The sequence below is a fragment of the Denitrovibrio acetiphilus DSM 12809 genome (assembly GCF_000025725.1).
Taxonomy (GTDB): domain Bacteria; phylum Chrysiogenota; class Deferribacteres; order Deferribacterales; family Geovibrionaceae; genus Denitrovibrio; species Denitrovibrio acetiphilus.
Genome location: NC_013943.1, coordinates 1827070 through 1852381, shown reverse-complemented (window position 1 = coordinate 1852381; position 25312 = coordinate 1827070). Strand labels below are relative to the sequence as shown.

Sequence of the window (25312 nt, the reverse complement as noted above, 5' to 3'; positions counted from 1 at the left end):
GATAATTAAATATGCAGAGTATTTATGACGAAACTTTAAGTATTATGCAGATTGGATATAACTGTGCCGAGACAGTTATGCTTATGGCGGGCAGGTATTATCTGCCTGAGATAGGTTTTTCTTATTCAAACCTTGTCACAGGTTTTGGCGGTGGGATGGGGCGCAGCAGAGAAGAGGCCTGCGGAGCCCTCACAGGGAGTGTTACAGCTCTAAATATGCTTGTTGGCAGGGATGATCCTTCTAAGAGCGTTGACGGCATTCATCCTGTAATTGCAGATTTCAGAGAAATATTTATAAAGGAATTTGATACCACCATATGCAATAAACTGCGTGAAGGATATGAGGGTGAAGAGGCGACAGATATGTGTCAGAAATTGACGGCGAAAACAGTTACGATGTTGTTCGATTATTTAGAAGAGATTAATATAAACCGCAAAATTTAGTTTTTTCTTTTAGGGAATTCCAGTATTTTACCGCCGGAGTCATTGTCGGCAGGGTCATCCATTACGGTTTCTTCGGAGCCTTCTGTTCTTACGACAGGTTTGAAGCTGAACATAAACTCGGGCTTTACCGGATCGTTGAATATTGCGCTTACTGCATTTAATGGGATATAAAGGCTTTCCCAGCTTCCTGAAAATTTCATGTTTACTGTAATGCAGTCGCTTTCTAAAGATAATTTATCGTAAGAGTGAGGACCGAAAACAAGAACAAGTCCGTTTTTATTTTCGTCACCAAGAAGTCCGCGAACCCCTATTATCAGCTCCGGATGCGGCATAAGGTGGACATAGAATTTTTCATAATTTTTCAGGATTTCCTGAAAAATATTCTGTCTAAATTGATTCATAACAAAACCTTATACTAACTATAGCATCAGATTTTTTATAGTCAATTAAAATGATTTATCCTATGAAAGACTTCTGGCAGTCACAAAGTTCTCTTACGGTTTTAAACTCCCGGCTAGCCTGCATGATCATTTTAGTGAAAACCTCTGCTGTGGCAAGAGCGTCACCAAGGGCAGTGTGTCTGCCGTTGCAGGTAACATTGTAAAGGTCAAGCAGATAATCAAGACTATATCTTTCATCCTTTTTAATTATAGCGTGGGAATATATCAGCATCGTGTCCAGCCAGTTGTTGTTTATCTGGCAGCTGAAGGAGTCCATCATCTCTTTGTTTATCATCTTTATGTCAAATGTGACATGGTGTCCGACGATTATAGAATCGTCAACGAAGTTTAGAAAATCCGGCAGGACTTCCCCTGCTGTTGGTTTATCTGCTACCATTTCATCTGTTATGTTATGCCACTGAATAGATTCTTTAGGTATTTCTGTTTCAGGATTTATAAAAGAGTTGTAGAAGTCTATAATTTTAAAATTCTGAACTTTTACCGCGGCAACGTTGATTATTCGGGCATCGTTCAGATCCAGCCCGGTGGTTTCTGTATCTATAACAGAAAAAACAGCGTTTTGAATATCTGTATTGAGTGTTTTGTTATTATTTATATTTTCACATTTTTTGTTAACAAAGATAGCTACAGGGTCTTTTGGTACTCCTGTATTTTGCTTTTTGCTAAACAGTTTACTGATCATGTCCTTTGTTCTCCAATTAGAATCCTTTTATATTTAGAGTCTATATTAAATCAGGAATTGATTTATTGCAATATGCTTTCACGTGACATACATTATATTTCTTATAACTAAAGTAGGTAAAAAATGCCGTTTATCAATGAAAGATACCGTAGAGTCCTTCGTATTTCCATTCCGTCTGCGATGCATAACTTTCTGAACATGGTTCAGGGGCTGATAGATATGTTTTTCGTGGGGCGCATTTCTCCTGCCAGTGTTGCTGCTGTCGGGGTGAGTATGCAGTATATGGGGCTGCTTTATGCTTTTATGTCACTAATATATACAGGGACAAATGCTTTGGTGTCACGTTTCTTTGGTGGTAGGGATATGGAGAAGGCGGGGCAGACTATTTTCATGATGCTTTGTTTTTCGTTTGTGATCTCCATTCCCATGGCATATATTGCTTATGACTATGGCGAAGTTCTTTTCCGCATCCTTAATGCGGGTGATGTTGTTGTTGAGCAGGGGACTCTTTACATGAAAACGTTTGCACTGGGCATTCCTGCAATGTATGTCATGGGAGTTCTTTTCAGTGGTATGAATGCCATCGGCGCCACAAAAGTTCCTCTTGCGATAAGTATTACCGGAAACTGCCTTAATGTCTTTCTCGACTGGGTATTTATATTCGGAAATCTCGGTTTTAAGCCTATGGGGATACAAGGTGCTGCTCTGGCAACTGTGCTGGTGATCTATTTTCAGATAATTCTCTATCTTTATGTTTATTTCGTCCGCCGAAAGATAGTGATAATTCCTAAACCAGATTTCAGTCTTCTGATGAGAGCACTCAAGGTTGGTGTTCCAGTCTGGATAGAACGTATATCCACTCACCCGTCATATCTATTTTTATCTGCTCTTGTAGCAAAATACGGTGTAGACAGTCTTGCCGGATACCAGATAGGTTTGCGCCTTGAAGGGATGGCATTTATGCCTGGTGTTGGATTTTCTATGGCCGGCATGGCGCTCGTGGGTCAGGGGCTTGGCGCAGGGAAACCGGAAGAATCAGAGAGTGACGCCATCGCAACAGTAGTGTCTGCGGGGGTTGTTATGGGGTTTATGGGGTTTGTGATGTTTGCCTTTGCTTATCCCCTCGCAGGTCTTTTTGCGGATAATCAGGCGACAGTGGATGAGGCGGCTATGTATCTGCGTATTATGGGGTTTTCACAGGTTCCGCTTGCGGTTACATTCGTATTGTCCGGATGTCTCCGTGGAGCCGGTGATACAAAGTGGACATTTTATATAAATACCGCATCTCTCTGGGGGGTGCGTATATTCCCTGCGTGGGTTTTATCATATGTAACTGATACCCCCGTATGGATATATGTTGTCTGCGTTTTTGAAGTGGTGTTCAGGGCTTTTGTGCTCATGCGCCGTTTCCGTAAAGGTCACTGGAAGACGATAAAGGTCTAGTGTGGATAGAAACAGGAGAAGCCGTTTATGAATTCAGGTTTTTCTTTACGGCATTTATCAGTGGCTTTTTCACATCTAGGGTGAAAGATGCAGGCATTATCAAAATCTGAATTGTTGAATGTTATGGTTCCTTTGATTGTGTTCAGGAATTCTCTGTTGTCACCGAGTTTTGGCACACAGTTCTGAAGGTTCCTGGTATATGGGTGACGCATGTTGCCATCTTTAAGGTCTTTGCCGGTTAGTCTCTCCATCATTTCCCCTGCGTACATTATAAAGCTCTCATCCGCTACCTGCGCCAGAAGTGAGAGATCGTGAGTTATGAAAATGACCGACAGCTCTTTTTCTCGGTTAAGTTTTTTAATTAGTTCCACTATCTGCTGCTGAATGGTCACATCCAGTGCCGTTGTCGGTTCGTCCGCAATCAGTATTTCGGGACTAGAGGCAAGAGCCATCGCAATCATTACCCGTTGATTCATCCCTCCTGAAAGCTGATGGGGGAAAGATTTAAGCCGTTCTTTGGGGTGGGGTATCTCAACTTCTGACAGCAGTTCTTCTGCCCTTTTTTCCGCTTCTTTTGCTGATATTTCCGGATTATGGGTGCGGATAGTTTCTATGATCTGACTGCCGACAGTGAACACAGGGTTCAGTGATGCGGTGGGGTTCTGAAATATCATAGATATCTTTTTGCCGCGGACAGCTCTGAAATCTTTTTCAGTTTTAAGTGTCTTTCCATCCAGAATAATCTCGCCTGCTGTTTTTACAACTGGATTTTTAATCAGGTTGAGTATAGTCTTTGCCAGTATGGTTTTGCCGCTGCCGGATTCACCGGCGATGCCCAGAATCTCACCTTTTTTCAGGGTGAAGTTAACACTGCGCAGGATTATAAAGCTGTTGGACGAGCTTTTCAGCTCTATTGTTAGGTCATTGACTTCAAGCATTAGAAAAATATATTTGATATTTCCGTCTATGTCTATAAAATATAAATAGAGATGTTAAGAAGTGTAGTCATTCTGAGTGTTTTTTGCACAGTAATCCAATAATTTTCGTAAAAGTTTCTTTGGTTGTCTGTTGCACCTGGTTTGGCTTATTTTTTTTCTCTGTTTCAAAAGAGGTTTCACACTTGAAAATTCCTGACTCGAAAATCGATGAAATTCTTGAGCAAACAGATCTTTATCAGCTTGTTGATGAAGTAGTCCCGTTGAAGAAAGCCGGTGGTTCCAGCTTTAAGGGGCTTTGCCCTTTTCATACTGAAAAAACGCCGTCATTTAACGTACATCCTGATAAAGGGTATTTTCACTGTTTCGGCTGCGGTGAGGGCGGAAACGCAATCTCCTTTGCTATGAAATATCATGGACTGAGTTTCCCTGATGCTGTGCGCATGCTTGGCGAGCGCTGCGGTGTGGAGATTGAGTATGACCAGACAGCGTCAAAGGATGCGAAAGATATCGTTGCTCTGCACGAAGAGCTTATTATAGATTCCCGCAAGTACCTTTATTCAATAGAAGGGAAAAAGGCTCTTGCATATCTTACTGAAAGAAAATTCAGCGACAGGCTCCTCGAGGAATATCAGGTGGGTTATTTCCCGCCTAATGTTGACCCCGCCAAATACATAAGGAAATACGACAAGTCGGTTCTCATTAACTCCGGTCTTTTTAAAGAGGGGAAATACGGGCTTCGGCTGATGTTTTACGATCGTGTTATGATCCCTGTGAAAGGGGTTACGGGGAAGACTATAGCTTTCTCCGGACGGACAATCAGTGACCAGCAGCCCAAATACATCAACTCGCCTGAGACAGAGGTATTTAAAAAACGCCGTGTGCTGTTCAACATGGACAAGGCGAAACAGTCACTTCGCAAATCTGAGTTCGCAATGGTCGTGGAGGGGTACTTTGATGTTATGCGTCTGCATGAATACGGCTATGGAAACTGTGTTGCCTCCATGGGAACATCGCTCACCAGCGATCATATAGGTCTGTTGCGGAGATATACCGGAGATATATACATGCTTTTTGACGGTGATCAGGCTGGTTATAAATCTGCATTGAAAAGTCTTGAAACTTTCGTGCAGGCGGATACGTTTCCTTATGTGGTATTTCTGCCGGAGGGTGAAGACCCGGATTCATTCATAGATAAGCATGGAAAAGATAGTTTTGACCAGCTAATAGGGGCGAAAAAGGATCTTTTTCTCTTTGCCGCAGAGGTACTTCTAAAAAAGTCAAAAGATTTCAATGCAAAACTCAGAAGTCTTGATAAAATTAAGAGCATGCTTATATCCGTTAAAAGTCCATATCGGAAGGATTATTATGCACAGAAATTAGCTGTTATGTTTCAGGTGGATGAAAATACCTTAAGAAAGGATATTGATATTTCTGCCGCGAAAACTACATTAAAAAGGACGAGCGGTACAGTTGAAAAACAGCAGGAGAGGGGCAGGGGTGTTACCTACTTCTGTGAAAGAGATTTCATAGCAGCTCTGGTACAGCTGCCGGAGGATGTGGCGCTTAACTATACAGACAACATTCTGCCTGAATATTTTCATGACAGAAGAATGTCAGAAATCTACAAGAAAGTGCTTGATGTTTTAGAAAATGGTGATAATATCAATGTCCTTTTGAGTACTCCCGATATAGCTAAGGAGCTTTCTCCTGTTCTTGTTAGTGATTTGAATTCGGATTTGTACCGTTCAGCAGCCGCCAGTAGAGAAAAGATACTGGCTAATTCTGTGAAAGATTCCATGAACCGTAAGATAAAAGACGCTTCTGATATGGATGAAAAGCGCAGATTAGTAATAGAAAAGTTCAATACTAAAAAGAAGCTGCAGGAAAAGTAAACCCCGGAGGATTCGTATTTTATGTCTATGTCTCGAAAGATAAAAAGCCCCGAAGTTAAAAGTATCATCGCACTGGGGAAGGAAAAGGGCTTCCTGACCTTCGATGAGATCAACGAAAACCTGCCAGATGACATCCTTTCAACCGAACTGATAGACGAAATAATGATGCTGCTGGCACAGCTTAAGATAGACGTAATTGATTCAAAAGTTGATAAGCCTGGATTATATTCGGCTGACGACGATGATGACGACGAAGATTCTATATCCCTTCTGAAGGAAGTAGAAGAGTCTATCAGTACAGACGACCCTGTCAGGCTTTATCTTAAAGAAATGGGCAATATAGCTCTTCTCAATCGTGAAGAAGAGATTGAAGTTGCCAAAGAGATAGAGGAAGGTCAGCGTAAGGTCGTTCGTGCCGTACTCCTTTACCCGAACACAGCAATGAAGATAATGGATATTGCGCGGAACATACGCAATGACAGTATGCGCCTGAAAGACATCATCGACATTGATGATGGCTCAGATGCGGAAAATGATGATCTGGATGCTGTGGAAAATGAGAACGAAAACGAGGAAAATGCAGCAGAACAGCCGGAGATTAAACAGCCGGAACCTGTTAAGACTCTTGAAGAGATTGCAGCAGAGGTTGAGGCTGAACAACAGCTTGCGGAAGAACGTGAGGAACAGATAAAAGTTCAGTTTATTGAAATTCTTGAAGATATTGCCGACAAGCTCCATAAAAATATTGACCTGAATGATAAGATAAAAGAAAATAAATGCTCCATCGATGAAATGCTGAACATAAAGTTCAAGATGCATGAGACAGTTGATGATATCACAGATAAACTTCTGGAGATAAAAGTTAACTATTCTAAAATATGTCTGATAGCTAATGAGATAAAAGACGCACATCAGGCTATTTATGACCGTTCGAAGGATATCGACAAAATTTGTAAACTTATCAGATATACCGATTATACTGATGCGGTGTCCGTTACTGAGGACGAGCTGACTAGAGCCTGCGAGAACAGAGGCATGGCTCTGCCTGACTATGAAATAATTGTCAAAAAATATAAGAAAGCAAAGAAAGGGCTTGATGAATGCATCAACAGTTTGGGGTTTGATAAAGCCGAACTTGATGTTATTCACGATTCTCTCCTGATGGGGGAGAACGAAACCGAAAAAGCTAAATCAAAACTTATAGAAGCCAACCTCCGGCTTGTTGTATCTATTGCGAAGAAATATACAAACAGAGGGCTTCAGTTCCTTGATCTGATACAGGAAGGGAACATTGGTCTTATGAAGGCTGTAGAGAAATTTGAGTATAAACGCGGATACAAGTTCTCCACATACGCCACATGGTGGATAAGACAGGCTATTACAAGAGCAATAGCGGATCAGGCACGTACTATCCGTATCCCTGTCCACATGATAGAGACCATCAATAAAATGATGAAGATAACAAGACAGCTCCAGCAGGATATGGGCAGAGAACCTACGCCTGAGGAGATATCAAGTAAAATGGATATTCCTGTCGAAAAGATAAAGAAAGTTATGAAGATAGCAAAAGAGCCTGTTTCGCTTGAAACGCCTATAGGTGAAGATGAAGACAGCTCCCTTGGTGACTTCATAGAGGATAAGTCTGCTAAGAATCCGTCAGAAGAGGTAACGTACCTTAAACTGAAAGAACATACAAAGCAGATACTAGAGACGCTCTCACACAGAGAGGCGAGCGTACTTAAACTCAGATTCGGTATTGAGTGTGATTCAGATCATACTCTGGAAGAGGTAGGGAAACAATTCAATGTTACACGTGAACGTATCAGACAGATTGAGGCCAAAGCACTTCGGAAGCTGAGGCACCCCACCAGAAGCCGGATTCTGAAAACCTTTACGGAATAAGTAAAAACTTGTTGACAAATACGTCAATTTTAGTTAAAAACATCAACTCCCGTGCAGGTTGTGGAAATGCAGCCGACGGAGTGGTATTATAAAACAGGGGCCAATAGCTCAGTTGGCTAGAGCCACCGGCTCATAACCGGTAGGTCGTTGGTTCGATTCCAACTTGGCCCATTTTAATGCAGCTTCTCTTTTGGGGGGCTGCATGTCTTTAAACAAAATACGGTATGGGTAGAGTGATAAGTATTAAGGATATTCTCAATTTTTTAGAGCGTGGCTTTGCTGACGTAACCCGACAATATGATTGGGATAACAGCGGCAAACAACTGATCTTGGAAGATCAGGAAGTTAAAAAAGCAGCTCTTGCACTTGATCCTACTGAAAAGGTAATAGACAAAGCAATTGAAGAGGGGTGTGGGTTACTTATAACTCATCACCCCCTTTTTTTTGGTAAAGTTAGAAGCCTTGATGTTTCTAAAACCTTTGACAGGAAAGTCATTAAAGCTATCAAAGGCAACCTCTCTGTAATAGCTGCGCACACAAGTCTGGATCTTGCAGACTTCAGCCTCAACGACTACATCTGCACAATACTGGGTGCGGAAGTTCATTCCTCTTTTGTGGAAGAGGGTAAACACGAATTTGTAAAATTTGCAGTTTTTGTCCCTAAAACACATGCAGAATCAGTTCGGATGGCCATTATTGATGCCGGCGGCGGTTCAATAGGCAACTACTCAGGCTGTACATTCAGCATCCCTGGTGAAGGGACATTTATCCCCGGAGAAGGAACTGATCCCTATATAGGGACAAAAGATGTCATGGAAAAAGTCGATGAGCTGCGTATTGAAACAATTATTGATAAAAGAGATGTCGGCAGACTCCTTTCCGCTGTTATTGAAGCGCACCCATACGAAGAGGTTGCACACGACATCTATAAGCTTGATATGGGCAAACCGTATGGGCTCGGACGTATCGGAGAGTTTGTTGCACCTATGGAGACAGAAGATTTCCTTAGACTTGTTAAAGAAAAACTCGGCTGTGATACTCTCAGGCTTAATAAAAAACCGACTGGCAGTGTCAGGAGGTTTGCTGTCGTCACAGGGAGCGGGGCTTCCATGTGGAAAGCTTGCGTGGGGGCAGGGGTTAACGTTCTGCTCACAGGTGACTTGAAGCATCATGATGCAATAGATGCAGCGGAAAACGGCATTCTGGTTGTTGACGCGGGACATTACGAAACTGAGAAAATTTTCATGAACTACCTTTCCAAACTTATAAGCAAAAAATTTAACATAGAGACTGTTGTGATAGAGGAAGAGCCCTCTGTCATAAACTGGAGGTAATATACAATGCTTGAAGCTATCTCAAAGCTAATTGAGATCCAGAGACTGGACAATCTTATCGCAGATGCGGAACAGAGACTTGCCGGAGTGCCGGACTATCTGGAGAACGCCAAAAATGAGCTGGATACAGCTCAGTCAGAATTTGATTCTTTCAAAAAGAAATACGAAAAAGACCTAAACACCAAAAACGAAATTCAGACAGGCTACGAAGAAAACAAAGCCCAGCTTGAAAAAGCTCAGCAAAAACTCCCCGAAGTTAAAAACAACAAAGAGTATGAAGCTGTTCTTAAAGAGATGGATGTACTCAAAAAGCACGTTAATGAAGCAGAGTACAAGCTTCTTGAACTCGGCGAGTCTGTGGACAAACATAAGTCTGAGGATGACGGGGTTGTTAAGAAACTCGAAGATGCCAAAGCTGCTTATGAAGCAAGTCTGAAACAGAGAGACGATGAGAACAAAGAACTCACCGCCGAGCTTGCCTCAAACAAAGAGAAGAGAATCGAGGCTGTTAAGGGTGTTAAAAAATCTCTGCTCGCCAGATATGACAGAGTAAGAAACGCCAGAAATAACCTTGCCGTCGTACGTGTGGATGATGAAACATGCACCGGCTGCTATATTAAAGTTCCACCACAGCTTTATGTTGAAGTTGTGAAGGATAAGGAACTTCTTCAATGTCCTAACTGTCAGAGATTCCTTTACTACAAAAGTGAAGAAGATGCCTGATATCAAAATATTCAGCGATGGCGCGTGTCGGGGAAATCCCGGCCCCGCCGGATGCGGATACATAATCTATGCTGACGGTCAGGAGATTGCCTCTGGTACAAAATTCATAGGCACTGCAACAAACAATCTTGCGGAATACAATGCACTGCTTGTGGCTGCAAAAGATCCTATTCTTAACCAGTTTGATAAATTAAATTTCTATCTTGATTCCGAGCTTGTTGTTAAGCAGATGAAGGGTGAATATAAGCTTAAGAATGAGGGGCTCATCCCCGTTAAGCTTCAGATTGATAAAGTTCTTAATGGTAAACAGGTTACTTTTAATCATGTCCCCCGTGCACAGAACAAAGAAGCGGACAAACTTGCAAACATGGCCATCGACGAACATTCTATATAAATAATATGCTGACAGGGCTTAACTTTTTCAGAGAATGTCCGATTTTATTTATGTATATCTAAGTTTCTAAAGATACCGCAGGTGGATCTTGCGTAACAACCAGATTCCGGAGGGATAACGGACTATGCCGCCGGGCAGCAAAATAAGCATAGACTTAAAAAATATTATCAGACTTTCATCAGTCATTGTTCTTGCTCTGGCTGTTGTTTTGTCATTGACGCTCTCGTCATGCTCAGGCAAGGAGAGCAACCAGCAGCTTGAAGAAAACCTTACAGAGGCTGCCCCTGTTGTTTCGCCTATGCTCAGCAGTAATGCTGACATTACGAAAGGCAATGAATTTTTTCTGAAGGGCGAGTTCAAAGAAGCAATTGATTTTTATGAAAACGGCATAGCGCAGAACAGATCTGTAGCATTTTATAATATTGGTGTCAGTTACTATCTGATGGGAAATATTAAAAAAAGCGAAGAGGCATTCAGACGGTCAGTAGCAGAAGACCCCACCTTTCGCGAAGCGCTGATGAATCTTGCTGTTGTACTGATACAGACAGACAAGCTTGCTGAGGCGGAAAAGTATGTCGAGCAGCTTCTGAAGGATGATAACTCTGCTAAGCTTTTAGTAAATATGGCGAATATACACCTGAAAAGAGGCGAAACTGCCAAAGCTGCGCAGTATTTCCGTGAAGCGATGGATAAAGGTGATAATTCCAAATATGTCCTTTCTAATTATGCGTATTTCCTTATGTCTGTTGGTGAGTATAAAGACGGGATTCAGATAATCGAAAAGCTGGAATATAAAGACTACACCGACTATTATAACCTTGCAAAAGCTTACCTGAATATAAATATGGATAAAGCTGCTCTGGATTCTGTAGAGCGTGCTCTGCGTATCAACCGCACAGAAGATGCCCTGTCGCTGGCTGCCGATGCTTACCATGCTCTCGGCGATTTTTATAACGAGATAAAGTCACTTGATTTTCTTATCGGGATAAATCCTGATAAAGAATATATGTTTCGTTTGGCGCGTGCGTATTATCTGAATGGTAAAATGACTCAGTCGCAGAACGAAATCAGGAGTCTTATCGAAACCTACCCTGAGATACATAAATATTATCGTCTATATTATGAAGTTCTTATCGCTCTCGGATATATAAGAGAAGCCGGCGAGATGGCTGAAGACGCTTATAATAAATTTAAAACAGACAACACCCTTTATACTGTTGTAAAGCATAAAATAATTTATCATGAAGATGTCGAAAGTATTAAAAGCAGACTATTTGTTGACAGAACATCACCCTATCTTGAGCTTGGACGTACCGCCTATTATATAGCAAAAGACATCATGCTGAAGGCAAGAGAGCATATCCTCAATGTCCCGCCGGAAACAGATAATGACTATTATGTTTTTCGCTCATACATCCTCCAGAGGTATGGCAAATATGACAATGCCCTTGCATTTGCCAAAGGGATAAACAATATTCGCCCTGAAAGTTTCTGGTACAGATTTGTGGCATATTTTAATATGGGTGACATTCGGGGAGTTCAGGAGCTTCTGGCTGAACAGGTGGCGAGAAAGGCTGAATACAGAAAACTTATGCGTGTTTCATTTCACCTTGTCCCCAGGATTGAAGATATTGATTTTTCATACAGGTTTGACGGCAGTTTTGAAGATATGCTGACAACGATTCTCTATCCTCTGTTTATGGACCCTGATGATATGATGGACTTTGTTGCACTTGGTTATAAGATGCTTCAGGAGGACTCTAAAGTTGTTGCCCTTCAGGAGCTTGAGCGGTCTGTTGAATATTCTGAAGGGATAAAGCTTAATAATGACGGCGTTGCTCTGCTGCTCGACTACAAATTTCAGCAGGCCTACAATAAGTTTGAAGAGGCTAATAAGCTTTTGAATAATAATCCGTATGCGCTTTATAATATGGGGCTTGCAAAGCTTAACCTTGGCGATGTTAACGGTGCGGCGAAATACTTTGATACTGCTATTCTTCAGAATAATTACCATTTTCCTGCTTATCTCGGTATGGCTGTCTGTTTTAGTAAGAAAGGGCAGATGCATAAGGCTATGGACTATTACAACCTTGTACGTGACAGGGTTGAGCAGGTGGCAGAGGGCAAGAGAAAAATCCCCGAACCTGTTATCTATGCCGGTTTTCTGGCAGAAATGGGGTTTAAAGGATATACCCGTGTGATAGATGCTATTGGTGATAAAAAAGATGATAACTCTTTCCTTGCGGCGATGGTCTCCATTGCCGAATACATGAAAACGGGGAATTTCGAAGCGCTTAACCCGCTACAGGAACCAAATACAATATTCAGAGGTCATGCGCTCCGAGACCTGCTGGGCACTCTTGAAGGGGAGACTGCAACCTTTGATGAATCAATTAAAGTTGACAGGCTTTACAGGTTTATGAAGGCTTATGCTATACTTAAGCAAGGAGCCGGTGCGCCTGATATCAAACCAGAAGAGTATCCTGATGACATAATGGTTCTGAAAGAGCTGGTTTACTATACCATACTGATGAGTGACAGGGATAAATCTCTTGAATATCTTCAGCAGCTCAGCCGTATAACCATACGGTCTACAGAGCTTTATAAAGCATCTTTGTATTATTTTATGTGGGTTGAGGATTTTGTAAATGCTGAGGCATCTTACACTTCCCTAGACAGCCTGAATTATACTGATTCGTATGTTGACTATTACAAGATGCTCTATTTTATGCTTAACTATAATGGACGCAGACTGATCAGTTCTGTTAAATCCTATATGAAGGAATATCCGGCGGATATCAAAGGTAAAGCTGTGCGGATATTGTATTCTATAAAAGAAGAAGACTTTGAACTGGCTCTGAACAGTCTGAACGACCTTAAAAAAGAGGATAGTAATTTCCTCAAATCTTTACCACTGGAGATGACAATTGATGGTTTATAAAGTTGACAGACAACTCGTTATTCTTACTGTTATTTTACTTGCGGCTTCATTATTCTTTGCTTTATCGGTTTTTCTTTCAGGCATGGGGAACGGCGGGCTTATTATTAGTTTTGCTATTGTTGCTTTTATTATTTTTAATATTGTTGTTCTTTTTTCAAAAAAGATAGAAGTTTCAGAAGATGAGATAGTCCAGACCACCATATATGGTCGTAAGCGTGTCAGAATTGATGAAATAGAAGATATCGGAATTGTAAAACTTCGCTGGCGCATAATCCTTATTATTTCAGACCCGCATAAGTTTGTATTTATTTCGTCTTTATATGAAGATTTCGAAAGTTTTGTTGATTCTCTGAAAGACAGACTTCAGGAACCTGTGGACTCACTGATTAAACCTGTAACACCTAAACTGATAGCAAAAAAGAGAAGGTTCCTAAGGTTTGTTCTCGTGATCCTCACTGTGTTCTTTATCGGGTCAGGAGTTTATAATATCCTGTATCGTTGAGTATGCTTCATTCCTTTTATAGCCAAGTGCCTTAAGGATGTTAACAGCTTCTTTTCCCTCATAACCGGCTTTGATAAGCTTTTTTGCTGTGTCTGAGCAGCCAGAGAGTGTTTCGTTGGCAGTGTGTCTGTTGTTGATAATAATTACAAATTCGCCTTTAAATGTAATCTCTTCTATATCTGATGCGGTAACGATGAAGTAGCCTGATTCGTATATTTTACTTATCTCTCTGGCGCAGAATATTGGTGCCGGAAAGATCTCTAACATAATCTCAAGTGTTTCCCTGACCCTGTGTGGTGATTCATAGAATGCCATTACAGTGTTCATGCCTGTCAGTGACTCGGCAATTCTAGTTTTTTCAGATTTTTTATGAGGGAGAAACCCGTGAAAATAAAAATTTTCCACAGGAAAGCCTGACATAAGGAGAGCAGGGATAAAGGCTGTTGCACCCGGCAGAGCTTCAAATGTTATATTCTCTTTTGTTAAGACAGAGGTGAGGGTGTTCCCAGGGTCGCTTATGCAGGGGGTTCCTGCTTCGGATATTATACAAACACTTTTACCTTCATGGACAGCATTCAGTATCCTTGAAGAAGCGGATACCTCGTTGTCTTTATGGTATGATTCCACAGGTTTTTTGATGTTAAGGGCTGACAGGAGTGATCTTGCTGTTCTTGTGTCTTCGGCAAAAATAACGTCACACTGCTCCATTGTTTCAACAGAGCGCCTTGTTATGTCACCTAGATTGCCTATAGGGGTTGGTACAAAAGAAACTTGTGGTTTATTATTCATTTATCTTAAAATCTACAGAGTCAATAAGCTTGCCGTCTTCGGAATAAACTTCGACTTTCCAGTTACCTGTCCATTCAGGGAGTATAGCTTTAGAGCTGTATGTCCGCCATTTCGGTGATTTAACCGGCAGCTTAATTTCTGCTTCGATGTTTTTATCATAAATCCAGATATGTGTTACTTCAGTGGGGTACTCATCGGCTTCAATCTCTGTGTAACAGAAAAGCCTGCCTATATCGTTTTTAAATTCAACAGCAGAGTCCACCGGCTCTCTATTAGTAACGTCTGTGGTCATGGTAATCCTACTGACAGAGGTCTCCGCAATGGCACCTGCAAGGGTGAAAAGTGTAGCGAAAACGATTAAAAGCAGCAGTCTCATATTGACCTCCGTATATCTTAGCTGAAGTTATCTGTAATATATTTCTCACAGGATTTTGCAGCGACTGTACCATCTGACACAGCAGTAGTGATCTGTCTGTACTCTTTCGTCCTGACATCTCCTGCAACATAAATACCGGGTTCTGACGTTTGTGTGGATTCGGTCGCAATGATAAATCCCCATTCGTCAGTGTCTACCAGGTCTTTAACAAGTTCTGTTTTAGCTGACTGACCTATGAAGATGAAAAGTCCGTCAACAGCGAGTTCTGTGACGTTGCCTGTTTTAAGGTTTTTCACTGTCAGGCACTCGACTTTTGTGTCTCCATTAATAGATTCTACCACAGAATCATATATAAATTCCATTTTTTCGTTATTTTGTGCTCTTTCAGTTGCAAGTTTTGAGGCTCGGAACTGATCTCTTCTGTGAATCACTGTTACTTTGTTTGCGAATTTGGTGAGATACATCCCTTCTTCAAGTGCAGACTCACCGCCGCCAACAACGGCAACCTCTTTATCTTTGTAGAATGAACCGTCACATGTTGCACAAAAAGATACACCACGTCCGTAGAATTTATTCTCGCCCGGTACGTCAAGTCTCTTAGGCTCACACCCGAAGGTTATGATTACAGCTTTGCATTTAACAGGAGTTTCACGGTTTTCAACGTGAACAAGTTTATATTTACCATCTTTTTCTATGTTAGTGCAGTTTCCGCTTCTTACAAGAGCGCCGTATTTTACAGCATGTTGATAAAACTTTTCTGAAAGATCAGCTCCCATTATTCCATCGAAAAAGCCTGGATAATTTTCAACCCATTCAGTTATGGCAACAAAACCGCCGGGGAACTGTTTTTCCAGAACGAGCACTGTCTGTTTGTCTCTTGCAGCATACATTGCAGCAGTGAGCCCGGCTGGGCCAGCTCCTAAAACAACAATATCGTATTCGTCTTTGATGTCCTGTACATTGAAAAAATCCTGCATATCAACTCCCTTCCAGAATAGAATCTATGACGCTCACAGATGGTATTTTTGATTCATAAATAACGTTATGTGTGCTGTCTATAAGAAAAAAATGGGGCCAGCTTGAAAGCCCGTATTTTTCTGTTGCAACTTCTATATTACTTAAATAGACAGTATTTTCAAGAATTTTATACTTTTTTGACCTGATTTTATCCATGACAGCCTCTGGGGTCTGCTTTGTGTCTAACATTACGATTAGTGATGCTATATTTCGTTTTTCTATAAGCTTCAGTTTCGGTATGCGTTTTAAAAGCAGATCGGGGTAGAGAGCGCTGGACATAAGCGTTTTTGTATTAAGAAAAACAAGCATCACCGGCGAATTAAAATCATAAAGATCAAATTTCTGACCGTCTAATGTCTCAAAAGCGAGATCAGGCGCCTGTAGTCCGGCTTCTAACACATTTACATTCGCTCTGTATTTGTAGAGCATATGAAAGCTGAGCCCGACGAGTATAAACACGAGTATGCTTTTGCTGTTAACTAAGTTTTTAAATCTCATCCTTTCTGTATTTTAAGGCTGATATCCACACTTGTGGCATGGTGTGTGAGTGCGCCAACTGATATATAGTCTATATCCAGATTTCTATAATCTTTCAGGTTTTCCTTGCGGATTCCTCCGGATATTTCTATTTTGGCTCTTTTGTTTATTATGTCGATAGCTTTTTGTATATCTTCCACAGCAAAGTTATCCAGCATAATTATATCAGCGCCATATTCTGCCGCCTGACGAGCCTCTTCGTGGTCTCTGACCTCTACTTCAACTTTTACAGTGCTTGGGATGTTTCTTTTGACCAGATCCACAGCCTCTTTGATCCCGCCAGCTGCGTCGATATGGTTGTCTTTGAGCATCACACCGTCAAAAAGTCCCATGCGGTGGTTGTGTCCGCCGCCTGTGAGTACGGCATATTTTTCAGCGACTCTCCACCCGGGGGTGGTTTTTCTTGTGTCTAGGAGCCTTATGTTTGTTCCTTTGAGCTCTTTAACATAGCTTGCTGTCTCAGTCGCTATACCTGAAAGACGCTGAAGAAAGTTGAGCGATGTTCTTTCCCCTGTGAGGATAGAATATATAGGACCTTCAACTTCACCGAAATACTCACCTTTTTTAAGGCATGCTCCGTCTTCGTGATAAAATCGGACGTTGATATCTTCGTCCAGCTCTTCAAAGACGAGGGAGGCTGATTTCGTACCGCAGAGTATAAAGTCATCTTTTGCCAGATACTTAAAGATTCCACGTTTATTTTGTTTACGGAAGGCTCTTGCGGTAAGGTCTCCCGTTCCTATGTCTTCTTCAAGTGCAAGCTGTATCAATCTTTCTCTCAGCATAGTCTGGACAACCTCTCAATTGTTTCGTTAACTTTCTTGAGTTTTTCATCGATCTCAGTAAACTTTGCCTTATCTTTTTCGATAATTTCAGGTTTAGCGTTTGCAAGATATTTTTCATTCTTAAGTTTACCACCGAAGATGTTATGATCTTTTTCAAGTTTCTTCAGTTCTTTTTTAAGCTTTTGTATCTCCGCTTCGAAATCAACCAATCCTTCGAGGGGTACAAATACCTCAAAGTTGTTAGAGATATTGGAGGCGGACTTATCAACATTATTGTCTGTAAGTTCAAGTTTCTCAAGTCTGGCTATATTCAGTATGAGAGCCTTGTTTTTTGCAAAGGTGTCTTTAACGTCAGTTTTTTCAGTTTTAACAAATGCATTCAGCTCTTTGGAAGGTGCTATGTTGTATTCGCCGCGGATGTTTCTTATCAGGCTGATCAGTTCTATAGCATCATCCATTTCTGCTCTGTCATTTGCGAAGTCGTATTCGAATGTTTCCCATTCAGCCAGCATGATGGACTCTTTCTCTGTGACCAGACGATAAATGTATTCTGTGAGGAAAGGCATGAACGGGTGCAGAAGTATAAGAGATTTTTCCAGAACATATGAAGCAACAGCAAGCGCTTTTTCCTTCCTTTCATCGTCATAGATACGTGGTTTGATGAGCTCAATATACCAATCGCAGAATTTATGCCAGAAAAATTGATAAATAGAGCCGGCTGCTTCGTTGAAATCATAGTTTCTGGTTGCTTTTGATATTTTCTGCTCAGCTTCTTTAAGGTTTTGCAGAATCCATTTATCTTCGATCTCCAGGTTATTAAAGCTTTCGAGCTTTTGCCCGTTGTAGCCTGAGAGGATAAACCTTGATGCGTTCCATATCTTGTTTACAAAGTTGCGGTAACCGTCTATCCGGGCTTCGTCCAGCTTTATGTCCCGCCCCTGAGCAGCAAATGCCGCAAGGGTGAAACGGAAAGCGTCTGCACCGTATTTATCTATCATGGTAAGGGGGTCGATAACGTTCCCTTTAGATTTACTCATCTTATGTCCGTCTTTGTCGCGGATTAGGGCGTGCAGGTAAACCTCTTTGAAAGGTTCAACTCCGTCTCTGAATTTCAGACCGAACATCATCATTCTTGCCACCCAGAAAAAGAGGATGTCAAAGCCTGTTATAAGGCATGATGTAGGATAGAATTTTTTAAGAGTTTCAGTCTCTTCAGGCCAGCCCTGTGTTGAAAACGGCCAGAGACCGGAAGAAAACCATGTGTCCAGAACGTCAGTCTCCTGCCGGAGATTTTTGCTTCCGCATTTTGTGCATTCTGTAGGGTCTTCCATCTCAACAACGATCTCTCCGCAATCATCACAATACCATGCTGGTATTCTGTGTCCCCACCATATCTGCCTGCTGATGCACCAGTCACGGATTTCGTTCATCCAGTTGTAATATGTTTTGTGCCATGTTTCCGGCAGTATTTTTATCTGACCTGTTTCAACAGCTTTCACGGCTTCATCAGCCATAGGCTTGATTTTAATAAACCACTGGTCGCTGAGTTTAGGCTCAATAATGGTCTTGCATCTATAGCAGTGCCCGACCTGATGTTTATGATCAACTTTTTTAACAAATAGACCGACAGAATCAAGAAGCTCGATGATTTTCTTTCTTGCATCGAACCTGTCCATCCCTTCAAAGCCTTTGCCTTCGGCATTGATTTTTCCGTCGTCGTCCATAACGCTTATGGAGTCCAGATTATGTTTAGCACCAAGGAGGAAGTCGTTAGGGTCATGTGCCGGTGTGACTTTAAGGCATCCTGTACCCAGCTCCATGTCAACGTATTCGTCAGCAATGACAGGTATTTCTCTGTTCATAAGAGGAAGGATAACTGTTTTGCCTATCAGGTGTTTATATCTGTCGTCATCAGGGTGAACTGCAACAGCGGTATCACCAAGCATTGTTTCCGGTCTTGTGGTGGCGATTTCGAATTTGAAATCAGTTCCTTTAACAGGGTAGAGCAGGTGATAAAAAGCACCGTCTATCTCTTCGTGCTCGACCTCGAGGTCGGAGAGTGCTGTATGGCATCTCGGGCACCAGTTAACGAGATAATTTTTCGAACGGTATATAAGACCTTCCTTATACAAAGTCACAAACACTTTACGGACAGCTTTGCTTAGTCCTTCGTCCATAGTGAATCGCTCTCTGTCCCAGTCGCATGAGCAGCCGAGTCTTTTGAGCTGATTGATGATCTTTCCGCCGGATTCCTCTTTCCACTCCCATACACGCTCGATAAATTCTTCACGTCCCAGCTCATGGCGGGATTTCCCTTCGGATGCGAGGAGTCTCTCCACAACATTTTGTGTGGCGATACCTGCGTGATCCATCCCAGGCATCCACATTGTTTCGTATCCGTTTAGTTTATGGAAACGGATCATAATGTCCTGTAATGTATTATTAAGGGCGTGCCCCATATGGAGCGACCCTGTGACGTTCGGAGGAGGAATAACTATGGAATATGGGGGCTTGTCGCTGGTTTCATCAGCGTGAAAATATTTCCTTTCTTCCCATTCTTTATAAATCGAAGATTCAAATTCAGCGGGGTCGATTCTGGTAGGGTATTCTTTCTGCATTTATATGTTACTCCGTTAGGATAGTTTCTTTTTTCCTTCTTCTGTTCCCATAGCTGTGTTCACCTTTTGGTTCAGCTCTGCCATATACCTTTCAAGTGAGAGCAGGCGCAGTTTCTGGTGTTTACGTTCTTTCTCTGTAAGGTTAACACCTGATAAAAGCTGATAGGTTTCCTCTATCTCCTGCAAAATGAGATTAAGGTCTTCCAGTCCGCTTTTCAGTATCATTATTCTGTTTAGCTCCTCTTCACTGAGATGGTCGAGGATATCAGTTATTGAATCTTTTTTCACCATCATCCTCATCAGTTTCAGCATCGAATCCTTCAGAAAAGATATCGTATTTCATCTCTCCTTCAGGAACTATTTTGTCAAAGACCTCTGAGCAGAACTGGCACTCGTAGTGATATATTGTCCACAGCATGTCGTCGATGACAACTTCAGTTGGCTGAAGTTCCTCCAGTCTCTTCTCCCCGCAATAGGGGCACATTTCCGGCTTTAAAAGCATCATAAATTAAATATCCTCTACCCGACGGAATTTACCGTTATTGTTCTGGTTGTCGGGGTATTTACAGTTATAGTGATTTCTATATATTTTTCAAGCTCGTCCTTAAGATTAAACCTGTCTGCCCACTCCACAAAGCATGTTTCACCACTGTCGATATATTCAAAAAAATCTATATTGTCCAGTTCAACGATATTTTCAAGCCTGTAAAGGTCAAAGTGATGTATTGTGACATCACCGGAATATCTCTGATGCAGTGTAAATGTCGGGCTGCTTGTTTCCGGACAGTTAAAATGACATGCAACAGACTTTGTAAAAAAAGTTTTACCTGCGCCCAGTGTTCCGTTCATAAGCACTACATTTCCCACAAGCTTTTCTGCAATTTCTCTGGCAAACGCAGCCGTGTCCGCTTCGCTATTAAGAGTTCTCTTCAAGTTCATTCAGTGTCTTCCATATGTTTTCTATTATGTCTGTTGTCAGGACAGATTTTTCGTTTACCCCTTCAGATACGATCTCTGCTGTTCTGCCCAGGGTGTATACGCCGAGACATGCAGATTCGTCGAGGTCGTACCCCTGTGACACAAAACCTGCTATCAGTCCGGTGAGACAGTCTCCGCTCCCCCCTTTGGACAGTGACGGTGAGCCTGTGGTATTGACGAACACTTCACCTGAAGGGAGAGCTATTATAGTATCTGCGCTTTTCAGTACAAGCACTATATCGTTCTGCTGGGCAAAAAGCATAGCAAGCTCAAGCCTTTCGCTCATTATATGTTCTTTATCTTTACCTATAAGACGTGCGAATTCTCCTATGTGCGGGGTTAGAATGCATCTGCCTGAAAGCTTGTCGAGGGGCATGTCGCCTATAAGGTTTATACCGTCTGCATCTATTATCAGAGGGGTGTCGGTCATGGAGACTACATTTTTAACAAACTCTGCCGTCTCTTCTTCTCTGCCTATCCCGGGACCGATGGCAAGGACTGTTTTCCCTTTCATAAATTCTGAAAGTTTTTCCGCTCCGGCAGAGGTGAAATGAGTGTCGCCTGCGAGCCTGATAGACATTATTTCAGGATTAACTATCTCTGCCGCTTGAATAAGCCCCTCTGGGACAGCGGTTGTTGTAAGTCCCGCTCCGCATCTTGCACAGGCTCTGGACGCCATAAACACAGCACCGGATTTACCTTCCGAGCCTCCGGCCATCACGGCATGTCCGAAGTCTCCCTTATAGCTGTCCGGTTCTCTCGGCGGAGTACAGGGGAGAGTATTTTCATCCAGAAGGAATATGTTACAGTCAGCCTCATCAACGGCGAAGTCAGGGATAGAGATATCAGCTACTACGATATCTCCGCAAAATCCTCTGGCAGGGTACATAACATGGGGAAGTTTAGGTCTGGCAAAAGTAACGGTAAGGTCTGCGTCCACACACTCACCTATTACGTTATGTGTGTCACCGGAAAGTCCGCTTGGTATATCCACTGCAACCACAAAATTCGCTGTAAGATTTATATTCTGCACCAGAGCTTCATAAAAACCTTCCAGAGGTCTTGCCAGCCCTGTTCCGAAAAGTGCATCAACTACAAAGTCATAATCTGCAAAGGACGGCAGATCATTTTGTTCTACATTAAATATTGGTGCATCATAATTTTTAAGAATATTGAAATTAATAAGAGCGTCGCCCTTTAGTTTAGTTTCGTCACAGGCGAGATAGATATCACATGCGAGTCCTGCGTTGATAAGGAGCCTCGCAACAGCAAAACCGTCCCCGCCGTTGTTGCCGGTGCCTGTTACAATAGCGGCACTGACGGCATTAGGCATGGCAGCCATAACCTCATCAACAACAGATATAGCAGCATTTTCCATAAGCACAGCAGAAGGTATTCCTGTCTCATTGATAGCGTAGGCATCAGCTATGCCCATCTGAGAGGAGTTCAGTATTTCCATTATAAGCTCCGTATGGGGTGTGGTTCGGGTTAGTAGCCAGAGGTGTTTTCGACCTGTTTTGCTTCGTCAACAAGCATAACAGGGATATCCTCTTTTATCTCGTATAAAAGACCGCAAGGGTCACATATGATGAATTTTTCATCTTTGGAAGCTCTGACAGCTTTCTTGCATTTAGGGCATGCGAGTACATCGAGAAGTTCTTGTTTTATCATGTTCTTCCTCAATTAAAATACGTATACGTCAATTTAAAACAATAAGCGGATAATTACAAGACCATGTAGGTTTTAAATGTGAAAAGGCATGTTTCAGATGCTTTTTATGAAATTTGGTGCGGGTTTGCCGAAGAGGTAGCCCTGACAGTAGTCTACACCGACTTCTTTTATTGTTGAGTAAATTTCATCTGTAGAAACATATTCCGCAACGGTTTTTATACCTGCCTGACGGCACATTTCAACAATAGTGCTGGTTAGGAGTCTGGCTCTGCCGGAGACATTTATCTGCCTTGTGATGGAACCGTCTATTTTAAGAAAGTCAGGCTGAAGGGAGAGGATGTACATGAAGTTGGAATATCCCGTACCGAAGTCGTCCAGAGCGATTAGACAGCCATGCTTTTTGGCTCTTGCGATAAAAACCGATAATTCGTCCATGTTGTCTATACCTTCTGATTCAGTTATTTCAACTGTTATACGCCCCTGAAGGTTTTTCTGGGATATTATATCGAAAAAGTATGTCTGAAATTTGTTGTTGCGTATATCTTCCATATCAAAGTTGATACAGATATCATTGACTGTATCTGAGAGCGAGTTAAGGCTTTTCTCCAGCATCATGAGCGACAGGCTGTTGTATAGCTTAAGGCTTTTTGACATGCTGAGGAACATGTTGGGTGTCATTATGTCGCCTTTTTCATTTTCAATGCGCATCAGAGCCTCATACTTGATGATCTCACCTGTCGCAGTGTCTACGATAGGCTGAAAGTACGGGATTATTTTTTCATGGCTCAGGGCATCCCGCAGAGAGCCGGAGTATTTGACTGTTTCACGGATTTTTTCCATCTCTGACTCTGCTTCGTCGTATGTCATGAATGATTTCTTATTCTTTTTTGCCTGCCTAAGGGCTATCCCTGCTTTGGTTATTGTTGTTTCCATCCCTGATGCTGTGCCCGCTGTCAGGGAGAAGTGCATTTCTGTTTCTTTGTATATGAAAGTGCTTTTTGATATTTTATTCAGAATATCCTGGATAACAGAGTTGAAAGCATCGTAGTCAGTAACATCATAGCAAAGTATGCCGAACTCGTCGCCGCTCACTCTATAAACGCTCATTCTGTCGGGTATCAGAGCTGCGAGTTTCCCTGCTACAGATTTGAGAAGGTAGTCACCGCCTTCCATACCGTAATAAGTGTTGATAGCGCTGAAGCCGTCAATATTCATCAGTGCCACAGCGGGGAGCGTTGCACGGTTTCTGTCCAGACGCATTTTAACTCTGTTCGGAAGTCCTGTCAGCACATCCTGATATTGACTCTGAATTTCCCTCTGCTGCATAATAACTTTTGTGATATCTTTTCTTACTGACAGGTATTCAGTTATTACTCCATCTTCGTTCTGAATGGGGACCACAGAAGTTTCAAGGTAAAGGGTATCGCCGTTTTTCGTTTTGTTCAGAAGGATGCCGACCCATATTCTACCGCTGGAAACAGTTTTTATTAAGGTTTTGTATCTTTTGACATCCATTTCAGGGTGGTTGAGCATATGGTGTTTCTGCCCTATCACTTCATCACTGCTGTACCCTATAGCAGACAGGTATGTATTGCTGATATATTTGACACGTCCTTTCTGGTCGGCAATGGACACAAAGTTTGATGCATCCACTGCGTCCATATACTGTTTATTTTTTCTGCTTGCCTCGGCGAGCTTTTTTGTTGTTGCAGTTAGTTGTTTGCGCTGTGATGTCGAATGGATGCTGAAAGCGGTCAGAGTTATCAGCGTTGTAAGTGCCAGCAATACTGTTATCCAGATGAGAAGCTGTCCGTGTTTTTCAAGAAATGTCGGATAATTGTTTATGAAGGTTATCTGACTGTTCAGCGGTTCGGGGATTCGCAGGAATGCTCTGTCGACTGCTTTTCTGTCAAATATAAGGTGATTGCCTGTGTATATATGGGATTTCTGGGGAGGATTCCCCTGAAGAGTCTGTCTCGCTGCTATGCCTGCTTCCTCCCCCTGCTTTAATTCGCTGGTGACAAACCCGCCGAGAACACCCTCCTGTATTTCAAGTTTGTGCATAGCAAATATGTAAGGGGAGGGGAGGGACTCTTTAAGTTTCCTGAGTGAAGATGCTGTTGTTTCGTGGCGGTTTTCACTGTAGAATCCACCGGCATTTACTATAACGAAAGCCGAGTCTTTGCCGCCTTTTAGCTCTGTAAGCAGTTTATCTATGTTTTTTTCAGTTTTGAAAAGAATCTGCTGCTTATTATTGCTGAGAGTGCTGACATAGTTCTCTGTTTTTTTGGATGACCCGTTTTCTGAGTCTATGAAAGTGATGTCTGGGGTGCTGTTTAGTAATGTGTTTATAATCTCTATGGTTTTGGTTATATTGTGATTAATGAGTATGCCGTAGGTTGTACCGGAGCGGTAGATTGCCGGACTGTCTGATATTCCTGTGACTATTAGCGGAACCTCTCTGAGAAAGCCCAGGCTTGTGCTGCTCAGATAAGACAAGGCTTCATCGTTGGTGGCATAGATGAGATCCGGCTTATTCATTAGATATTTAGCCAGCATATAGTTGTCTATTACTTCAGTATTTTCCAGCCCTGCATATGATGTTTTTGCATTCAGGTATTCAGTGAATATGTTATATCTGTCTTTACTGTCGGAGCTGCGAAGTCCTTTCACAAAGCCGTTGTGCTGGAGTTTTGTCTCAGGGAATTCCTGCTGGTAGGAGTGTATTATTAATATATTATACGGCTTTGCGTGTACAATGATTGCTGTAAGGAAAATTGCCAGAATAATAATTATGTGCTTCAATTCGTACTCCGGGATGTTATAGAGTTAGTATAATATAAATTTTTTGACAATAAAACATGTTTCTAAAGAGCGGGTTGTGTA

The 25312-nt window shown here is 42.0% G+C and carries 24 protein-coding genes and 1 tRNA gene; 10 read left to right on the top strand and 15 right to left on the bottom strand.

The genetic code is table 11. From position 1 onward, the window contains the following. Window positions 1–11: 11 nt before the first annotated feature. Window positions 12–443, top strand: coding sequence for a C-GCAxxG-C-C family protein (locus tag DACET_RS08835; RefSeq protein ID WP_013011034.1), 432 nt, complete (start codon window positions 12–14; stop codon window positions 441–443). Here DACET_RS08835 and DACET_RS15585 read toward each other — a convergent pair. After that, complete coding sequence (locus DACET_RS15585) at window positions 440–844, bottom strand: ClpXP protease specificity-enhancing factor SspB (protein ID WP_013011033.1); 405 nt, start codon at window positions 842–844, stop codon at window positions 440–442. The genes DACET_RS08835 and DACET_RS15585 overlap by 4 nt on opposite strands. Before the next feature lie 55 nt (window positions 845–899). Continuing rightward, complete coding sequence (locus DACET_RS08825) at window positions 900–1586, bottom strand: 3'-5' exonuclease (RefSeq protein WP_013011032.1); 687 nt, start codon at window positions 1584–1586, stop codon at window positions 900–902. A gap of 123 nt (window positions 1587–1709) precedes the next feature. Between DACET_RS08825 and DACET_RS08820 the strand changes: the two genes are divergently transcribed. Continuing rightward, window positions 1710–3029: an MATE family efflux transporter gene (locus DACET_RS08820; RefSeq protein ID WP_013011031.1), complete on the top strand. Its 1320-nt coding sequence runs from the start codon at window positions 1710–1712 to the stop codon at window positions 3027–3029. Here DACET_RS08820 and DACET_RS08815 read toward each other — a convergent pair. Beyond that, window positions 3026–3967 (bottom strand): ABC transporter ATP-binding protein, encoded by a 942-nt coding sequence (locus DACET_RS08815; RefSeq protein ID WP_013011030.1) that lies wholly within the window; start codon window positions 3965–3967, stop codon window positions 3026–3028. The genes DACET_RS08820 and DACET_RS08815 overlap by 4 nt on opposite strands. Before the next feature lie 182 nt (window positions 3968–4149). Here DACET_RS08815 and dnaG point away from each other — a divergent pair, with 182 nt between their 5' ends. From dnaG to DACET_RS08775, 8 genes are all read left to right on the top strand, one after another. Then, a complete protein-coding gene (gene dnaG, locus DACET_RS08810; RefSeq protein ID WP_013011029.1) occupies window positions 4150–5859 on the top strand; it encodes a DNA primase in 1710 nt (569 codons plus the stop codon). A 21-nt stretch (window positions 5860–5880) separates the two neighbouring features. Next, the gene (gene rpoD, locus DACET_RS08805) at window positions 5881–7761 is read left to right on the top strand and encodes an RNA polymerase sigma factor RpoD (RefSeq protein WP_013011028.1); all 1881 of its coding nucleotides are present in this window, start codon (window positions 5881–5883) and stop codon (window positions 7759–7761) included. Window positions 7762–7858: 97 nt separating this feature from the next. Next, a tRNA-Ile gene (locus tag DACET_RS08800) sits at window positions 7859–7932 on the top strand. 53 nt (window positions 7933–7985) lie between these two features. Beyond that, window positions 7986–9095: a Nif3-like dinuclear metal center hexameric protein gene (locus DACET_RS08795; RefSeq protein WP_013011027.1), complete on the top strand. Its 1110-nt coding sequence runs from the start codon at window positions 7986–7988 to the stop codon at window positions 9093–9095. A 6-nt stretch (window positions 9096–9101) separates the two neighbouring features. Beyond that, entirely contained in the window at window positions 9102–9818 is a 717-nt protein-coding gene (locus DACET_RS08790; RefSeq protein WP_013011026.1) for a zinc ribbon domain-containing protein, read from the top strand. Beyond that, window positions 9811–10212, top strand: coding sequence for a ribonuclease HI family protein (locus DACET_RS08785; RefSeq protein WP_013011025.1), 402 nt, complete (start codon window positions 9811–9813; stop codon window positions 10210–10212). The genes DACET_RS08790 and DACET_RS08785 overlap by 8 nt, the downstream gene beginning before the upstream one ends. Window positions 10213–10336: 124 nt before the next feature. Further along, on the top strand, window positions 10337–13153 hold the full coding sequence (locus DACET_RS08780) for a tetratricopeptide repeat protein (protein ID WP_013011024.1): 2817 nt from the start codon (window positions 10337–10339) through the stop codon (window positions 13151–13153). Beyond that, window positions 13143–13655 (top strand): hypothetical protein, encoded by a 513-nt coding sequence (locus tag DACET_RS08775; protein WP_013011023.1) that lies wholly within the window; start codon window positions 13143–13145, stop codon window positions 13653–13655. Before DACET_RS08780 ends, DACET_RS08775 begins: the two co-directional genes overlap by 11 nt. Here the strand turns inward: DACET_RS08775 and rsmI are convergent. The 12 genes from rsmI to DACET_RS08715 all read right to left on the bottom strand — a co-directional run bounded on the left by rsmI (window position 13626) and on the right by DACET_RS08715 (window position 25231). Then, the gene (gene rsmI / locus DACET_RS08770; protein WP_013011022.1) at window positions 13626–14444 is read right to left on the bottom strand and encodes a 16S rRNA (cytidine(1402)-2'-O)-methyltransferase; all 819 of its coding nucleotides are present in this window, start codon (window positions 14442–14444) and stop codon (window positions 13626–13628) included. The two genes, DACET_RS08775 and rsmI, sit on opposite strands and share 30 nt — an antisense overlap. Next, the gene (locus tag DACET_RS08765) at window positions 14437–14820 is read right to left on the bottom strand and encodes a DUF2914 domain-containing protein (RefSeq protein WP_013011021.1); all 384 of its coding nucleotides are present in this window, start codon (window positions 14818–14820) and stop codon (window positions 14437–14439) included. The genes rsmI and DACET_RS08765 overlap by 8 nt, the downstream gene beginning before the upstream one ends. Before the next feature lie 17 nt (window positions 14821–14837). Continuing rightward, on the bottom strand, window positions 14838–15797 hold the full coding sequence (gene trxB, locus DACET_RS08760) for a thioredoxin-disulfide reductase (protein ID WP_013011020.1): 960 nt from the start codon (window positions 15795–15797) through the stop codon (window positions 14838–14840). 1 nt (window position 15798) lies between these two features. Continuing rightward, window positions 15799–16335, bottom strand: coding sequence for a thioredoxin domain-containing protein (locus DACET_RS08755; protein WP_013011019.1), 537 nt, complete (start codon window positions 16333–16335; stop codon window positions 15799–15801). Further along, the gene (gene nadC, locus DACET_RS08750) at window positions 16332–17159 is read right to left on the bottom strand and encodes a carboxylating nicotinate-nucleotide diphosphorylase (protein WP_013011018.1); all 828 of its coding nucleotides are present in this window, start codon (window positions 17157–17159) and stop codon (window positions 16332–16334) included. The genes DACET_RS08755 and nadC overlap by 4 nt, the downstream gene beginning before the upstream one ends. After that, complete coding sequence (locus tag DACET_RS08745; protein WP_013011017.1) at window positions 17153–19777, bottom strand: valine--tRNA ligase; 2625 nt, start codon at window positions 19775–19777, stop codon at window positions 17153–17155. The genes nadC and DACET_RS08745 overlap by 7 nt, the downstream gene beginning before the upstream one ends. Window positions 19778–19792: 15 nt before the next feature. Next, window positions 19793–20089 carry a hypothetical protein gene (locus tag DACET_RS08740; RefSeq protein WP_148214169.1) on the bottom strand — a complete coding sequence of 99 codons (297 nt, stop codon included), beginning with the start codon at window positions 20087–20089 and terminating at the stop codon, window positions 19793–19795. After that, window positions 20043–20282, bottom strand: a complete 240-nt coding sequence (locus tag DACET_RS08735; protein ID WP_013011015.1) for a hypothetical protein — start codon at window positions 20280–20282, stop codon at window positions 20043–20045. Before DACET_RS08735 ends, DACET_RS08740 begins: the two co-directional genes overlap by 47 nt. 14 nt (window positions 20283–20296) lie before the next feature. Beyond that, window positions 20297–20716, bottom strand: a complete 420-nt coding sequence (gene tsaE / locus DACET_RS08730; RefSeq protein ID WP_013011014.1) for a tRNA (adenosine(37)-N6)-threonylcarbamoyltransferase complex ATPase subunit type 1 TsaE — start codon at window positions 20714–20716, stop codon at window positions 20297–20299. Further along, entirely contained in the window at window positions 20694–22214 is a 1521-nt protein-coding gene (locus tag DACET_RS08725) for a bifunctional ADP-dependent NAD(P)H-hydrate dehydratase/NAD(P)H-hydrate epimerase (RefSeq protein WP_013011013.1), read from the bottom strand. Before DACET_RS08725 ends, tsaE begins: the two co-directional genes overlap by 23 nt. 29 nt (window positions 22215–22243) lie before the next feature. Beyond that, entirely contained in the window at window positions 22244–22426 is a 183-nt protein-coding gene (locus DACET_RS08720; RefSeq protein WP_013011012.1) for a Trm112 family protein, read from the bottom strand. 93 nt (window positions 22427–22519) lie between these two features. Next, entirely contained in the window at window positions 22520–25231 is a 2712-nt protein-coding gene (locus tag DACET_RS08715; RefSeq protein WP_013011011.1) for a GGDEF domain-containing phosphodiesterase, read from the bottom strand. Between the last annotated feature and the right edge of the window lie 81 nt (window positions 25232–25312).

Bases quoted from the DNA above. Each gene is read 5' to 3' on its own strand.
- DACET_RS08835 (WP_013011034.1), top strand. From the start codon at position 12: ATGCAGAGTATTTATGACGAAACTTTAAGTATTATGCAGATTGGATAT.
- DACET_RS15585 (WP_013011033.1), bottom strand. From the start codon at position 844: ATGAATCAATTTAGACAGAATATTTTTCAGGAAATCCTGAAAAATTAT.
- DACET_RS08825 (WP_013011032.1), bottom strand. From the start codon at position 1,586: ATGATCAGTAAACTGTTTAGCAAAAAGCAAAATACAGGAGTACCAAAA.
- DACET_RS08820 (WP_013011031.1), top strand. From the start codon at position 1,710: ATGCCGTTTATCAATGAAAGATACCGTAGAGTCCTTCGTATTTCCATT.
- DACET_RS08815 (WP_013011030.1), bottom strand. From the start codon at position 3,967: ATGCTTGAAGTCAATGACCTAACAATAGAGCTGAAAAGCTCGTCCAAC.
- rpoD (WP_013011028.1), top strand. From the start codon at position 5,881: ATGTCTATGTCTCGAAAGATAAAAAGCCCCGAAGTTAAAAGTATCATC.
- DACET_RS08795 (WP_013011027.1), top strand. From the start codon at position 7,986: ATGGGTAGAGTGATAAGTATTAAGGATATTCTCAATTTTTTAGAGCGT.
- DACET_RS08790 (WP_013011026.1), top strand. From the start codon at position 9,102: ATGCTTGAAGCTATCTCAAAGCTAATTGAGATCCAGAGACTGGACAAT.
- DACET_RS08785 (WP_013011025.1), top strand. From the start codon at position 9,811: ATGCCTGATATCAAAATATTCAGCGATGGCGCGTGTCGGGGAAATCCC.
- DACET_RS08780 (WP_013011024.1), top strand. From the start codon at position 10,337: ATGCCGCCGGGCAGCAAAATAAGCATAGACTTAAAAAATATTATCAGA.
- DACET_RS08775 (WP_013011023.1), top strand. From the start codon at position 13,143: ATGGTTTATAAAGTTGACAGACAACTCGTTATTCTTACTGTTATTTTA.
- rsmI (WP_013011022.1), bottom strand. From the start codon at position 14,444: ATGAATAATAAACCACAAGTTTCTTTTGTACCAACCCCTATAGGCAAT.
- DACET_RS08765 (WP_013011021.1), bottom strand. From the start codon at position 14,820: ATGAGACTGCTGCTTTTAATCGTTTTCGCTACACTTTTCACCCTTGCA.
- trxB (WP_013011020.1), bottom strand. From the start codon at position 15,797: ATGCAGGATTTTTTCAATGTACAGGACATCAAAGACGAATACGATATT.
- DACET_RS08755 (WP_013011019.1), bottom strand. From the start codon at position 16,335: ATGAGATTTAAAAACTTAGTTAACAGCAAAAGCATACTCGTGTTTATA.
- nadC (WP_013011018.1), bottom strand. From the start codon at position 17,159: ATGCTGAGAGAAAGATTGATACAGCTTGCACTTGAAGAAGACATAGGA.
- DACET_RS08745 (WP_013011017.1), bottom strand. From the start codon at position 19,777: ATGCAGAAAGAATACCCTACCAGAATCGACCCCGCTGAATTTGAATCT.
- DACET_RS08740 (WP_148214169.1), bottom strand. From the start codon at position 20,089: ATGCTGAAACTGATGAGGATGATGGTGAAAAAAGATTCAATAACTGAT.
- DACET_RS08735 (WP_013011015.1), bottom strand. From the start codon at position 20,282: ATGATGCTTTTAAAGCCGGAAATGTGCCCCTATTGCGGGGAGAAGAGA.
- tsaE (WP_013011014.1), bottom strand. From the start codon at position 20,716: ATGAACTTGAAGAGAACTCTTAATAGCGAAGCGGACACGGCTGCGTTT.
- DACET_RS08725 (WP_013011013.1), bottom strand. From the start codon at position 22,214: ATGGAAATACTGAACTCCTCTCAGATGGGCATAGCTGATGCCTACGCT.
- DACET_RS08720 (WP_013011012.1), bottom strand. From the start codon at position 22,426: ATGATAAAACAAGAACTTCTCGATGTACTCGCATGCCCTAAATGCAAG.